8 protein-coding genes and 6 pseudogenes are annotated in these 13,891 nt (G+C 60.3%); 10 read left to right on the forward strand and 4 right to left on the reverse strand.

The annotated features are described in order from the left end of the window. Positions 1–54: 54 nt before the first annotated feature. Positions 55–1,059: an AraC family transcriptional regulator gene (locus AQUI_RS0112100; RefSeq protein WP_027257758.1), complete on the reverse strand. Its 1,005-nt coding sequence runs from the start codon at positions 1,057–1,059 to the stop codon at positions 55–57. 46 nt (positions 1,060–1,105) lie between these two features. Next, positions 1,106–1,954, reverse strand: a complete 849-nt coding sequence (locus AQUI_RS0112105) for a PhzF family phenazine biosynthesis protein (RefSeq protein ID WP_211236012.1) — start codon at positions 1,952–1,954, stop codon at positions 1,106–1,108. A 334-nt stretch (positions 1,955–2,288) separates the two neighbouring features. On the opposite strand from AQUI_RS0112105, the gene AQUI_RS0112110 reads away from it, so the two are divergent. The 8 genes and pseudogenes from AQUI_RS0112110 (at position 2,289) to AQUI_RS0112140 (ending at position 10,430) form a co-directional block, all read left to right on the forward strand. Further along, a complete protein-coding gene (locus AQUI_RS0112110; RefSeq protein WP_027257760.1) occupies positions 2,289–2,870 on the forward strand; it encodes a TetR/AcrR family transcriptional regulator in 582 nt (193 codons plus the stop codon). 246 nt (positions 2,871–3,116) lie between these two features. Next, a pseudogene (locus tag AQUI_RS29920) lies at positions 3,117–3,963 on the forward strand (IS5 family transposase). Between the two features lie 55 nt (positions 3,964–4,018). Beyond that, a pseudogene (locus AQUI_RS29925) lies at positions 4,019–4,309 on the forward strand (molybdopterin dinucleotide binding domain-containing protein); the annotation flags it as partial. A 136-nt stretch (positions 4,310–4,445) separates the two neighbouring features. After that, a pseudogene (locus AQUI_RS32345) lies at positions 4,446–4,775 on the forward strand (formate dehydrogenase accessory sulfurtransferase FdhD); the annotation flags it as partial. Beyond that, a pseudogene (locus AQUI_RS32350) lies at positions 4,747–4,920 on the forward strand (formate dehydrogenase accessory sulfurtransferase FdhD); the annotation flags it as partial. The pseudogenes AQUI_RS32345 and AQUI_RS32350, both read left to right, overlap by 29 nt. A gap of 213 nt (positions 4,921–5,133) precedes the next feature. After that, positions 5,134–6,492 (forward strand): sigma-54-dependent transcriptional regulator, encoded by a 1,359-nt coding sequence (locus AQUI_RS0112130; protein WP_027260016.1) that lies wholly within the window; start codon positions 5,134–5,136, stop codon positions 6,490–6,492. A 24-nt stretch (positions 6,493–6,516) separates the two neighbouring features. Beyond that, on the forward strand, positions 6,517–8,460 hold the full coding sequence (locus AQUI_RS0112135) for a sensor histidine kinase (RefSeq protein ID WP_051372014.1): 1,944 nt from the start codon (positions 6,517–6,519) through the stop codon (positions 8,458–8,460). 248 nt (positions 8,461–8,708) lie between these two features. Beyond that, positions 8,709–10,430 carry an OFA family MFS transporter gene (locus tag AQUI_RS0112140; protein WP_027257764.1) on the forward strand — a complete coding sequence of 574 codons (1,722 nt, stop codon included), beginning with the start codon at positions 8,709–8,711 and terminating at the stop codon, positions 10,428–10,430. Between the two features lie 338 nt (positions 10,431–10,768). Here AQUI_RS0112140 and AQUI_RS30715 read toward each other — a convergent pair. Next, a pseudogene (locus AQUI_RS30715) lies at positions 10,769–10,903 on the reverse strand (IS3 family transposase); the annotation flags it as partial. A gap of 86 nt (positions 10,904–10,989) precedes the next feature. On the opposite strand from AQUI_RS30715, the gene AQUI_RS0112150 reads away from it, so the two are divergent. Next, positions 10,990–12,009, forward strand: coding sequence for an IS110 family RNA-guided transposase (locus tag AQUI_RS0112150; protein WP_027257765.1), 1,020 nt, complete (start codon positions 10,990–10,992; stop codon positions 12,007–12,009). 94 nt (positions 12,010–12,103) lie between these two features. Here the strand turns inward: AQUI_RS0112150 and AQUI_RS31905 are convergent. Next, positions 12,104–13,370: pseudogene (locus tag AQUI_RS31905) on the reverse strand (IS3 family transposase). A 76-nt stretch (positions 13,371–13,446) separates the two neighbouring features. On the opposite strand from AQUI_RS31905, the gene AQUI_RS30730 reads away from it, so the two are divergent. Continuing rightward, positions 13,447–13,611: a hypothetical protein gene (locus tag AQUI_RS30730; RefSeq protein WP_156916820.1), complete on the forward strand. Its 165-nt coding sequence runs from the start codon at positions 13,447–13,449 to the stop codon at positions 13,609–13,611. Positions 13,612–13,891: the final 280 nt, after the last annotated feature.

Raw genomic sequence — 13,891 nt, forward strand, 5'->3', positions numbered from 1 at the left:
CGGTTCTGCCAAGGTATTGGCATTGTCTGCCAATCACGGTTGGTGCTTGGCACGTCACAGTGAAAGCTGACGGAATTGCGCGGGAGCCTCGCCCACCCAGCGTTTGAACGCCCTGCTGAATGTGCTTTGTTCGGAAAACCCGGTCAGAAAAGCGACCTCTGCTATAGAGCAGTTGCTGTCTGCCAACAGTTCCTGCGCCAGTGACAGTTGCGCATCCCGTAAGACATCCCTGTAGGACAGGTTTTCATCCGCTAGTCGACGATAAAAGGTGCGCTCACTCATGCCCATACGCATCGCCACGTCAGAAGCTTGCGGCACCCCTTCGCTAAGGCGCGAAGCGAGATGATCCAGGACCTCATCTTTCAGGGAGGACGGATCGGGCAGCTGCCGGATCTCTGTATCAAGGTGTTGGGTGAGGAAGTCAGAGATGCCCTGATCCCCCAATTTGTTTGGTTGATTGAGGAGGTCCGGAGTAATAGCAATCGCGTTGTCGCTTGCACCAAAGTGGACCTTGCATCCGAAAAAGGCTTCGAAGAGCGCAGGATCTCCGCGGCAGTCATGTCTGAATGAAACGTGGTCGAATTCGATATCGTTGCTGCCAAAGGCTTTGATGTTATCTGCAATGGCGGCAAGCGCACATTCATCTCGAAGTTGGAGTGCCGGGCGATCCGGTGTGCGGGCCTCTAGGGCAAACAGCACTGGATCAGTGTCTTCTTTCAGGCTGTAAACGGCGGTGTCTGTGAGTAACCGGAAATAGCGCTCAAGGCGCAGCAGACTTTCCCTCAGAGTTGGTGCGGATTTTATAGCCAGACCCAAAGCGCCAAGATCGTTGCCTCGGATTTCGCGTGCATAGCTGAATACAAGTTCGGGATCGTCCTTCGTTCGTATCCGAAGCCAGTCGATCAACCCGAAATAGGCGCTTTCGGGGATTTTGTCTGCCGTAGGGCTGTTCAGGCAGTACAGGGTCTCTCCATTTCCCAAAACCTCCCCGCCCTCATTAAGATCAAGCCCGGCCGCACGGGTTAACGTGGTTGCAAAGATAGATGCCACTGATGCCATTTCGATTTCCCCAAGCCATTTTGCACGTGTGTTTTTCCCTGCGTCCTTATTCGATTGTACGGGTTGTCCCCGACACCAGCACCGGCGCGCCGGCTTCGTCCGGAATGGTGTCTCTTGGTTTGGAGGACATGCCCATGTCGGCGCCTTGCGTAACCTCGATGCCGGCGGTGTAGGACCAGCCAAGATCGCGCAAATATCCGACGAACGCTGCGGCGGCTTCGATGGCGGGGTCTTCGGGCACGCCGCTAATGGAAAAGGAGTTTCGGGAATGGATTTGGCGCCGGTCCTCAGCCCAGATCAGATTGATGATGGTCAACCCATGTTGCTCCATAAGAAGCCGACCGGCTTCCAGATCATACACTATGGCCGCCAGCCGCACGCGATGACGCAAGGCCGGTACAAGGTGATCATTGCCTGCATTTGTAGTTTCCGGGGGTATCTGAGGGTCGAGATCATCCCCGCGAAGACCAAAGAGCGCAAGGGCCTTTTCAAGCGGTGCGGCATCGACAGGACCGATGTGCGCCGGTGGCGATGACAGTTCGATCTGTGACTGCCTGGCGTCATCCAACCGCCCGGCAACGCAGATACCGCCTGCGTTGATCTGAAGGGGATAGGTGCCCGGGCCGTTCAGCTCCGTCATTACCGCACCAACAGTGATGGTAGCGTGACCGCAAAAATCTACTTCGCAATCAGGGGTCAAGTAACGAACGCGCCAGTGAACTCCCTCGGGGGCTGCAAGAGCGGTATCGGAATATCCGGCAGCGCCTGCGATGGCCTGCAACTTTGCGTCGCTGGGCAGGCTGTCCCCAATAAGGGCGCCTGCGGGGTTTCCACCGGCGCCACCTTCGGAAAAAGCGGCGGCCTGGCGTAGGTCTGTCATATCCGCCGTGGTCATCGTGCGGTTCCTCTTTTGGACAGCCCCCGCCCGGGCTGAGCCGGGCATAGGCCATGTTGGTTATCCAATGGTCAGATTGTCCGAGTTGTTCCAAGAATTTCGAGCGGGGCGCGATGGATGCCCTCGCCTCGGAAATCCACGGCTAAACAGATCGGCAAATGCGCAATCAGGGTGAACCGATCGGTCAACGTGATCAAGTAAAAATTCACGATCCACACCGTCACGGCCCCTGGTCACGCCGAATTTACTCCAAATAACATCATAATATCAGATGTTTTCTTGACTGGTGCGCCGCTCGATTATATTGACCGATCAGTCAATGTGAAGGGCCGATATGAGCCAAAGCAAACGGGCAGAACTGATTCGAAAAGCGCTCTTGCTGTTTTACCGAAACGGGTTTCATGCGACGGGCATGGATCTTGTCGCCAAAGAGACAGGGGTGTCGAAAACCTCTATATACAAACACTTTCGCACCAAGGACGAGTTGATACTCGCGGTACTCCGCTTGCGGGACGAGGAATTCCGGAATTGGTTATTCCGAAGGATGGAAGAACTGGCAGACACGCCGCAAGGGCAGTTGCTGGCAATGTTCGATGCGCTTGAGGAGTGGTTTTTAGAAGACGGTTTCAAGGGCTGTATGTTCATCAAGGCAAGTGCCGAATTTCAAAATCCGGACGATGCTATCAACGCGCAGGCCTATGCGCACAAACGCATGCTTGTGGACCATTTCGAGAATCTGGCAACGCATGCCGGGGCAGAGAACCCGCATGCCCTAGCCCGGCAATTCCTGCTGTTGAAGGAAGGGGCGATTGTCATTGCGGCTATGTCACATTCGGAATCGGCTGCGCGCGAAGCAAAATCCGTCGCAAGCCTACTGGTTGCAAGCGGACTGGTCGGCACACAAAGGACTGCTTGATCCAACGGAGCTTTATAAAATGGTACTTGGGATTTGAGTTCTCCCCGAGACTGGAGAGTATGTCTATTGTTTACAAGGTAAATACGATTGAAAACTAAGGCGAAATCAGCGTTTCCTCAGCAGACTTATCGGACGTTCGCGGAAATCCAGCATCGGTCGGAAAGGGCTTTCAGCCGCCGAATGGCTTTGTTGCACAAATGAACTGAGGGGATTCATGTTGTGAATCCAGCGTGATAGCTGGAGCGCATGAGCAGTTGGGCCCCTACGAAGTATAAGACCACGAACTGGCCGTCTTGCAATGACAGCTTGAGGCAGCGTGGATCGCTGTCGATCTGGTTTGATCCTGAGATGATCTGGACACCTCGACCGGCTGGCAAACGCGGCCGGCACCCGCAATTCAGCGATGCGGCGATCCAGGCCTGTCTGACCTTGAAGGTGTTGTTCGGGATGCCGCTTCGGCAGACGAACCGGGTTCGTTGAAAGCCTGCTGCGGCTGGTTGGACTGGACTGGGCCGTGCCGGATTTCAGCACCTTATGCCGGAGGCAAAAGACCCCAAACGTGAGCCTCCCATTTCGTGGCAGCAAAGGCCCGCTGAATCTCCTCATCGATAGCACTNGCATCAAGTCAGAGGGCGAAGGCGAGTGGAACGCCCGTAAGCCCCCTATCGCAATGCGGTGCATGTGCTGCCGTGCAGTGGNCGGGGCGTATGACACCNGTAAATGCCATGATGCGATTGCGTCGCGTGGCGCTCACGCCGTCATCCCGCCCCGCAAGAACGCCAAGCCATGGAAGCCAACAAGCCCAGGAGCCATTGCCCGAAACGAGGCCGTAAACGCTTCGCGATATCTGCGTCGCGTCCTTTGGAGGCGGTGGAGCGGATATCACCGCCGAAGCCGCGCCGAGATTTGAGGAGGGTCAGAAAATGATCGGAGGGATCATTTTCCCGACGAAAGGATGCATTGCGTGAAACTGCTGGGGCAGCGCCTCTCGGCGCGAGACTTCGACAGGCAGGCCGCGGAAATCCAAACCCGTATCGCCGTGCTCAACCGCTACACCGCTCTTGGCATACCCGCAACAGAGGCTATCGGGTAAGTCCTTCAGGGCAAAGGGGAAGTCCGCCCGCCACCCGATTTGTGCAACAAAGCCACGCGAGGTTAAACAGGGCGACTGGATCAAGCTGGCCTCGCGCTCGGGCGAAGCCACCCTACGGGCAGAATTGACCGACAGGGTGAGCCCTGGCGTGGTCTACACAACCTTTCACCACCCGGATACGCAGGCCAACGTCATCACCACCGATTTCTCGGACTGGGCCACCAATTGCCCTGAATACAAGGTAACAGCTGTGCAGGTGAGCCTGTCGAATGGCCCTACCGACTGGCAAGAGGATTATGCATCCCGGCCCCAGCGGTCGCGGCGCATCCTGCCTGCAGCGGAGTAATATGATGGCGCTCTGCTCAAGCCAAAGCCAGCCCGGCCTGTCTGTCCAGTGCGACGGGCAGTGCCCGGTGCTGCGCAGTCTGCCCGAAGAGCTGCCGGTTGCCATGGTGTTCGAAGGCAGCACCCAGGGGGTCATGATGGCAACGCCTCAGGATATTGAGGACTTCGCCATGGGCTTCGCTCTCAGCGAGGGCAATGTGCGGCATCTGGGCGAAATCCGTGAATTTGAATCCGCCGAGCATTCCGGCGGCATCGAGGCCCGGATCTGGCTGCCGCCGGAACGCGCCGCGGCACTGAAGGCACGGCGCCGGGCGATGATGGGGCCGGTGGGCTGCGGGCTCTGCGGCATCGACAGCCTGGACCAGGCCCTGCGCCCTCTGCCGGTGTTGGCTTCGGGTGGCCCGGAATTCAGTGCAGATGAAGTTGCCCGGGCGGCGGATGAATTGCGCAGCCACCAGCCCCTGCACGATCAGACCCATTCTACCCACGCGGCGGGGTTCCTGCTGCCGGGTCAAGGCATTGTCATGGCACGGGAAGGACGTTGGACGCCACAATGCGCTGGACAAGCTGGTCGGGGCGCTGGCCCGCGCCAGAACGGAACCGGCGTCCGGCGCCTTTGTGCTGACCAGCCGAGTTTTGGTCGAGATGGTGCAGAAAACCGTGATGGCCGCCGCCCGCTGCGGAAAGATACAGGGGATCTTGCCGGTTCACTCAATCTGCAGCTTTCAGAACGCAGCGCCCTGCAGTGAGCAAGGCCCTGTTCTCTCGACAAAGCACCGGAAAGCGACAATAGTCCAATACCGCGCCCATAGAAGAGCGGCAGGTATGACAAATACAGATATGGCAAGGCTGGCCGACCCGCTCAGTCAAGCAAGCATCCTCATCGTGGACGATGAGCCGGGCATGCGCAATTTCCTGGTGAAAACCCTGCGCCCCCTGTGCCAGCTGGTGGATGAGGCCGACAACACCGAAGCCGCGGCTGCCCTGCTCAATACCCGGCAGTATGATGTGATGATCCTCGACAACATCATGCCCGGCCAGAAAGGACTGGACTGGCTGGAGCAGCAGCGGCGGGAGGGCGGCTTCACGGATACCATCCTAATTACCGCCTATGCCGATCTGCAGACGGCGATCGACGCGCTGCGGGCCGGGTCGTCGGATTTCGTGCTGAAGCCTTTCCGCTCGAACCAGATCCTCAATGCCCTGCGCCGCTGCATCGAAACCGCCCGGCTGAAGCGCGAAAACATGCTGCTGCGGCGGGAGCTGGAAGTTACTGGAGTAGGGCGCCGGCGCCGCCGCGAGCTGGTCGGAACCTCGCCCGCCGTCAGCCAGGTGCGGGCCCTGCTGGACCGGATGGCACAGGTCGCTACCCCGGTGCTGATCACCGGCGCCTCCGGCACCGGCAAGGAGGTTGCCGCACGCCACCTGCATGCGCTGTCCAGCCGCGCCGGAGCGCCTTTCGTGCCGGTTCAATGCGGCGCCATTCCGGCGGATGTGATCGAATACGAACTGTTCGGCCACGCTCCTGGCGCCTTTCCCGGTGCGCCTGCGGGCCGCGAGGGCCTGCTGGCTTCGGCGCAGGGCGGCACCGTTTTCCTCGATGAAATCGGTGAACTCAGCACTTCGGCGCAAAACGCGCTGCTGAGGGTGCTGGAGGATGGCCGGATCCGCCCGATCGGCACGGAGCGAACGGTGCAGCTCGATGTCCGCTTTGTGATGAGCTCGAGCCGCCCGCTGGCCGAGGCGGTGGCCGCGGGAAATTTCCGCGAGGATTTGCTGTTCCGCATCAACGTGATCGAAGTGCCGATGCCGCCGCTGCGCGAACGCGCCACTGACATTGTCGAGCTTGCCGAACTGTTCCTCGCAGAAATCGCTGCCCAGCTGCAGCTGCCGCCGCTGGAGCTGTCCGCCAGCGTCAAATCCGCCCTGCTGCGCCATGACTGGCCAGGCAACATCCGCGAGCTGCGGAATTTCGTTGAGCGCTCGCTGATCTTCGGCAGCTTTTCCCTGGACACGCTGGCCCCGGCCCGTCCCGCTGCTGACATCCTGCCGCTGGAGGAGGTCGAACGCCGCGAGATCCTGCACGCGCTGGAGGCCGCAGACGGCAACCGCAGCGAAGCGGCGCGGCGGCTGGGTGTCTCGCGCAAGACCATTGACCGCAAATGCGCGGCCTGGGGGCTCTGAGCCGTGCGCAGGCTGCATTCGCTGATGCGGTCGGTCCGGGTCCGGCTGCTGCTGATTGCGCTGCTGCCGATGCTGGTGCTGATGCCGCTGCTGCTGGGCATTGCCACGTGGCGCTGGTCGGAAAAGACCGACGGCCTTCTGATCACCAAGGTGAACGGTGATCTGACTATTGCCGACCAGTATCTGGCCAGGCTGACCGCCACCTCGGGCGAGCTGCTGGATGCAGTGGCGCAATCGGTGCGTTTCAGCAGTGCGTTCATGGCGGGCAGCACCGCAGATTTCCTGGCGCAGGAACAGGCCCGGCTCGGTCTCGATTTCCTCTATCTGGCGGGCCCCGGCGGCCGTGCCGGTTTCCCTCCCGCAGACTGGCCCGTCATCCGCAGCGCGCTGCAGGGGCAACGGCAAAGCGCGGTCGACATTCTGGACGCCGCCCAGCTTGAGGCACTGGCCCCCGGCCTCGCAGTCCGCGCCGCCATCCCGCTGGTGGCGACCGAAGCGGCAGTCCCCACGGACCGCACCGCCGAGACCCGCGGCATGATCATCCACTCCGCGGCTCCGGTAGCCCTGCCGGACGGCCAGCCGGCGGTGCTGGTGGGCGGGCGGCTGTTGAACCGCAACCTGGATTTCATCGACACCATCAATGCGCTGGTCTACCGCGCGCAAAGCCTGCCGGAGGGCAGCCAGGGCACCGCCACGCTGTTTCTGGAGGACGTGCGGATCTCCACCAATGTGCGGCTGTTCGAAAACGTGCGCGCGCTTGGCACCCGGGTCTCGGCCGAGGTGCGCGGCCAGGTGCTGGGGCGCGGCGACGTCTGGCTCGACCGGGCTTTCGTTGTGAATGACTGGTACATCTCCGCCTATGAACCGATCCTGGACAGCCGCGGCAACCGGGCCGGAATGCTCTATGTCGGTTTTCTGGAAACCCCGTTCCGCCAGGCCAAGCGCAGCACGGTGCTGACGCTCGGCGGGGCCTTCCTGCTGATCGCGGCGCTGTCGGTGCCGATTTTCCTGCGGTGGGCCGGGCGCATCTTCCGCCCGCTTGAGGGCATGACCCAGACCATCGCCCGGGTCGAGCAGGGCGACATGGCCGCCCGCAACCGCCCGCAGGAAGGCGGCGGCGAAATCGCCCGCGTGGCGGCGCATTTGGACAGCCTGCTGGATCAGGTCCAGGAGCGCGACCAGCAATTGCGCGGCTGGGGTGAAAGCCTGGAGGCCAAGGTCGAGGAGCGCACCGCGGATCTGCGCGAGGCAAACCAACGGCTGGAGCGGACCACCGAACGGCTGATCGTCTCGGAGAAACTGGCCGCGGTCGGCGAAATCACGGCGTCCGTCGCGCATGAGATCAACAACCCGGTAGCGGTAATTCAGGGCAACCTGGATCTGGCCCGCACGGTGCTGGGCAGCCACGCGGAACCGGTCGAGGAGGAATTCCGGCTGATCGACGATCAGGTCTACCGCATCGGGGTGATCGTCTCCAAACTGCTGCAATTCGCCCGGCCCGAGGAATACTCCGGCGCCGCCGGGCTGATTTCCCCGGCTGAAGTGGTGGCTGACTGCCTGGTGCTGACCCGCCATCAGATCGAGGCCACCGGGATCAAGGCAGAGGCGCATCTGGCCAGTACCGGCCAGGTCAGGATATCGCGCACGGAATTGCAGCAGGTGATCGTCAATCTCATCCTGAATGCGGTTCAGGCGATGCCCGGAGGCGGCCGCCTCACGCTGAGCGCTGAGGATGCCCCGGACGGTGTGCTGCTGACCGCCGAAGATACTGGCACGGGCATCCCCGCGGACCTGCTGAACCGCATCTTCGACCCGTTCTTCACCACCAAGCAAGCGCAGGGAACCGGTCTGGGGTTGTCGATCAGCCATCAGCTGGTGAGTCGCGCCGGCGGCCGCATCACCGTGCAGTCAGAGGCGGGGCAGGGCACCCGGTTCGAAATTTTTCTTCCCGCGCCTGCCAGCGCCTGATCCGGACAAATTGGCGCAGATCTGCAGGTCCTGGGCCCCTGGTGCGGACAGAAAGTCCCGCAACCGGCTGCGGACCTCTGGCAAGATAGACAAAGTGACCTTATAAGATATTGTTATTGCTAAATTATTTATTTGACAGCTGGGCCATCCCTCCGCCTTTGTCAAGCTACGGCACATTGCCGCGGGCCATTCGGGACGGCCGCAATAGGAGGTTGCAGCCGCCTGAACAGCACTAGGGAGGACATCACATGAGTACGCCATCATCCGGCGGGCTGGGCTTTCTGCATAAGGAGCACATCACCGCCGAACCCGGTTTCAACCGCTGGCGGGTGCCGCCGGCATCCATCGCCATCCATCTCTGCATCGGCTCGGTTTATGCCTGGTCGGTGTTCAACCCGCCGCTCACCCGCGAGCTGGGGGTGGTGGCTTCCAGCGCCGACGACTGGAGCCTCAGCTCTGTTGTCTGGATCTTTTCGGTCGCCATCGTCTTCCTCGGGCTGGCTGCCGCCTTTGCCGGCAAATGGCTGGAGGAAGTGGGCCCGCGCATGGTCGGCGTTGTGGCAGCCCTGCTGTGGGGCGGAGGCTTCATTGTCGGCTCGTTCGGCATTTCCAGCCATCAGCTATGGCTGGTCTATCTGGGCTACGGCGTGCTCGGCGGCTGCGGGCTTGGACTGGGCTATGTTTCTCCAGTTTCGACGCTGATCCGCTGGTTCCCCGACCGGCGCGGCATGGCAACGGGCATGGCCATCATGGGCTTTGGCGGCGGTGCAATGATCGCCGCTCCGGTCAAGGGCTGGCTGCTGGACTTCTATGAAACGGCCCCCACCTATCTTGGCGCCGGGGACGCGGTTCAGACAGTTGTCGAGAACGGCCGCGTTTTTGCCGAGACCGCACAGGGCAAGATCGAGGTGGTGATCGCCAGCGCGGCGCAGGCTGCAGAGTTCGGCGGCCAGGCGGGCGCTTACGTCGTGGGCACCGGCAACACCGGCGCAGCACAGACATTCATGACCCTGGGCGTCGTATACTTCGCAGTGATGATCCTGGCCGCCTTTCAGTACCGGGTCCCCGCCAAGGACTGGAAGCCTGAAAGCTGGGAGCCGAAACCTGCCGCATCCGGGCTGGTGACGCAGAACGACGTGCATATCGACCAGGCTCTGAAAACCCCGCAGTTCTGGCAGCTGTGGGTGATGCTGTGCTTCAACGTCACCGCGGGCATAGGTGTGATCGGTGTCGCCAAGACAATGATGTCCGAGATCTTCGGCTCGGTGATGCCGCTGGTGGCAACCGCCGCTTTCGCCTCGACCTATGTGCTGATGATTTCGGTCTTCAACATGGTCGGCCGGTTCTTCTGGGCCTCTGCTTCGGATTACATCGGGCGCAAGGCAACCTACATGTGCTTCTTCGTTCTGGGCACCGCGCTTTACCTGTCGATCCCCTATTTCGCCTCTGCCACCGCGGCCAATCCGTCTTTGGTCTACCTGATGGGCTTCTACCTGGCCACGATGCTCATCTTCTCGATGTACGGCGGCGGCTTTGCCACGATCCCGGCCTATCTGGCCGACATGTTCGGCACCATGCATGTCGGCGGCATCCACGGCCGCCTGCTGACCGCCTGGTCAACCGCAGGCGTGCTCGGACCGCTGGCCATCACCTCGCTGCGGCAGATGTCGGTGACCAGTGCGGTGCAGGACCTGGCCGCCAAGGTGGACCCGGCCGCCTTCGCCGTAAAATTCGGCGCGCCCGTAGCGCAGCTGGACCAGCTGGTGGCAGCCAAGACCGTGACCATCGCCAAACTGATGGAAATCGCACCGGTCGGCACCGTGGACCCGACGCCCAGCCTGTACAATACGACGATGTATTGCATGGCAGCGCTGCTGGCGGTGGCCTTCTTTGCCAATCTCTTGATGCGTCCGGTGAAAGATCACCACCACCATGACGAACCCGAGCTGCAAGCCATTCCGGGAGAGTAACGATGCTAGCCGGGGCGCATTCTGCGCTCCGGCGTGCGACCCGCATTCAAGACAGAAATTTCCAAGCAGAACTTCAAATAACTGCCGCCGTAACCGGAAATGCAGCAAACTTTGCGCAGGTAACATACCTGCGCCTAGCCATCCACAACGCGGCATCCGTTACGATCTGCAGCGCGTAACTATCTTCGAATGGCCGCTTTCCAATTCTCTGGACAAAAATAGAGCTATTGCAGAAGGGTTCAGCCATTCGCCCGCACAACTTAGGAGCTAAGTTGATTTGTGTTGTATTGCCGTCATTGGGTAATCCCCCCGTTTTTGCGGGGGCTTGGTCGTAGAATTCACGCGGCCATCTTCAGTTTCTGTGCAGGTGTCATCCCGCCGTTGCCCATGTTCGGGCGTTCATGGTTGTAGGGCCACAGCCACCCGGTGGCAATCTGCTGCACCTCCTCGATGCTTTCGAAAATGTATAAGTCCGGATGGAGTGGATGGCTCCTGCTCCCCCGGCGTCGCAATGCGCCATAATGCAGTTGTCATGGCCTGCCAGGAGAGGAGCCACCCTATGACAGTTAAAACAGTCGGCCTGGATTTGGCCAAGGATGTGTTTCAGGTTCACGGAATTTCCGAGAATGGACGCGTGATTTTCAAGAAGACAATTAGGCGGGCGAAGCTGCTGACATTTTTCGAAACCCTGCCGCGCTGCACCGTTGGCATGGAAGCGTGCGGATCGGCACATTACTGGGGCCGTGAGCTGCGCAAGCTCGGGCACGATGTCCGCCTGATGCCAGCGTTCTATGTCAAACCTTATGTGAAGCGCGGCAAGACCGATGCGGTTGATGCTGAGGCGATCTGCGAAGCAGTCCGGCGGCCATCAATGCGGTTTGTTGAGATAAAGTCGAAGGACCAACAGGCATTCCTTACCGTGCATCGCACCCGCGACCTCGTGGTCCGGCAGAGAACTCAGGTTGTAAACACGATCCGTAGCATCCTGCGAGAATTTGGGCATGTTCTGCCGGCAGGCGTAGAAGCCGTGAACCGCTTTTCGCAAAGCCATATGGATGGGGATCAATTGGACATGCCCGAGTTAGCCAACGGTATTCTGGGAACGCTGTGCTATCAGCTGCTGGGGCTCAATGCGCGGATCGACGGATACACCCAGCTCATCAAACGACATGCGTTGCTTGACGCAAACTGCCGCCGCCTGACGCGCATACCGGGTGTCGGGCCAATTACAGCGTCAGCCATGGTCGCGACAATTGGCGACGGGCACCAGTTCAGAACTGGTCGGGATCTTGCTGCATGGCTGGGCTTGACCCCGCGCAACAAGTCCAGCGGTGGCAAAGAGAAGCTCGGCAAGATCACGAAAATGGGCGACAGGTACCTCCGCAAGTTGCTGGTCGTTGGTATGACGTCGCGCGCCTTGCAAGCCAAAACCCATCCCGAGCGCGCCGACCGGTGGACCGCTAATATCCTCGTACAAAAACCATTCCGGCTGGCGACCATTGCGATGGCCAACAAGTCAGCGCGGGTTATCTGGGCAATTCTGACAAAAAAACAGAACTACCGGCAGCCCGTCGCATAACGCGGCAGCGCCGCCACGAGATGCAAGACGAAAGAAGTGATGACGCGGAACAAGTCAACCAAGAGCCAGGACACTCCGGCGAATGGCGTGAACCTCAGAGTTCGTTAACCCGATTGGAACCTCGCTTGCGGAACACATCAGGGCCAGCAGTATTTTGAAAATGCTGCGCAAACAGGCCGGACAGACGACTGTACTGACAGACCACCGTTGAAGTCACAATAAACTCTTGCAATGCAGGAGCCATCCGCAGAAGCCATTCGTGCCGGACCGTCCGGTTGCAGCGCTCGACATAGGCGTTCTGCTGGGGCTTTCCGGGCTGGATGCAGGCCAGGGTGATGCCCCGGTTCTCGGCCCATTCCATGAGGGTGCCACTGACGTATTCCGGGCTGTTGCCGGCTCGAATTGTCCCAGGGGCACCACGCCATTCGATGATCTGGTTCAGGGCTCGAACAACCCGTTCCGCAGGCAGTGAAAAGCCGATCTCAATGCCCAACCCTTCGCGGTTGAAGTCGTCCAGAACGTTCAGCAGCCGGAATTGCCCTCCACCCCCCAGCCTGTCGGCCATGAAGCCCATCGACCGGACCTCATTCGGGGCCTCAGGCACAGCCAGTTCGTCCGGCTTTTCCCGCTTCAGACGCTTGCGCGGCTTGATCCGCAGGTTCAGCTCCAGCTCGCGGTAGATCCGGTAAACCCGCTTGTGGTTCCACCTATGACCCTGCACGTTGCGCAGATACAGGAAACACAGGCCAAAGCCCCAAGTCTTTCTTGCAGCCGTCAGGCCGCGGAGCAAGTCGGCGATTTGCTCGTTCTCCTCGTCCAGTTCCGGGCTGTACCGATAGCACGTCTCACTGACATCGAATGCCCGGCATGCCAGCGCTATGCTGACGCCCTTCATCGCCACCGCTTTCACGGCCAACTCTCGGCGTTGACCCTCTCGGGACATTGCTTCGCAATGCCCTGCCGGGCAATGGATGGCCGGATCGTTCGATCCTTCTCTCGAACCAGTGGCGTTCAGGATCTTGCTTATCCGAGCGCCTCCTTCAGCAGGTCGTTCTGCATGCTGACGTCAGCGTACATGCGCTTCAGCCGCCGGTTCTCCTCGGCCATCGCCGCTCGCCATTGCCCTCGGATCAATGGCGGACAAAGGCTCGCTCTCACTGATGAGACTGGCGTCCATGCCGCCGTACTTCGCTCGCCACTTGTACAGCGTGGCGCTGGTTCGGCGGGGAATTGATCCACTGGATCAATTCCTATTCCACCTCACTCCCGTGCTCGCGGCACAGCTCGGCGGCAGGCACACCGCCCTCCATCTGGCGCAGCACACCCATGATCTGGGCTTCTGTGAATCGGGTCTTCTTCATCGGAATCTCCTCGTTCATCCTGCCGAGAAAATTCTACTTCCGCATCCCCTTAAGATCGGGGGGATGACCGCTGAAGATGACAGACGAGGAAATTGCCTCAGATCCAGAGGCGCAGCTTAAGTTGCTTCAAGAAGCTTATGCCACGAAAGACCCAGACTTGATCGACCAAGCAATCTATCGCGTGTATTACGCGCGGAGAGATGCGAAGCACGGTCTGAGTGAGTGGCTAGACGAAAATTGACTCGTATCTGAACGAAATCGCTTGTGCTGGCATCGATGGCCAGCTCAGCTGCACCGAGGTTTGCAAAGACCTACTGTAACATTTCACGCGCTCGGTCATCACCTTCTCAAAAATCTGACTGGGCAGCCTTGCCAGGACGGCCCGGTTAATCCGTCCAGCAGGGATCGTTTGCTGCGTAGCAGCCGTTCAAGGGCAATGCGGCGAATGCCTCAGATGAGCCCATTCCGTGGAAAAACACCCGTTCGCGGGCGCAGAATATGGGCGCCGGAAAAGAGCGTGA

Origin of the sequence: Leisingera aquimarina DSM 24565, assembly GCF_000473165.1 — a bacterium.
Taxonomy (GTDB): domain Bacteria; phylum Pseudomonadota; class Alphaproteobacteria; order Rhodobacterales; family Rhodobacteraceae; genus Leisingera; species Leisingera aquimarina.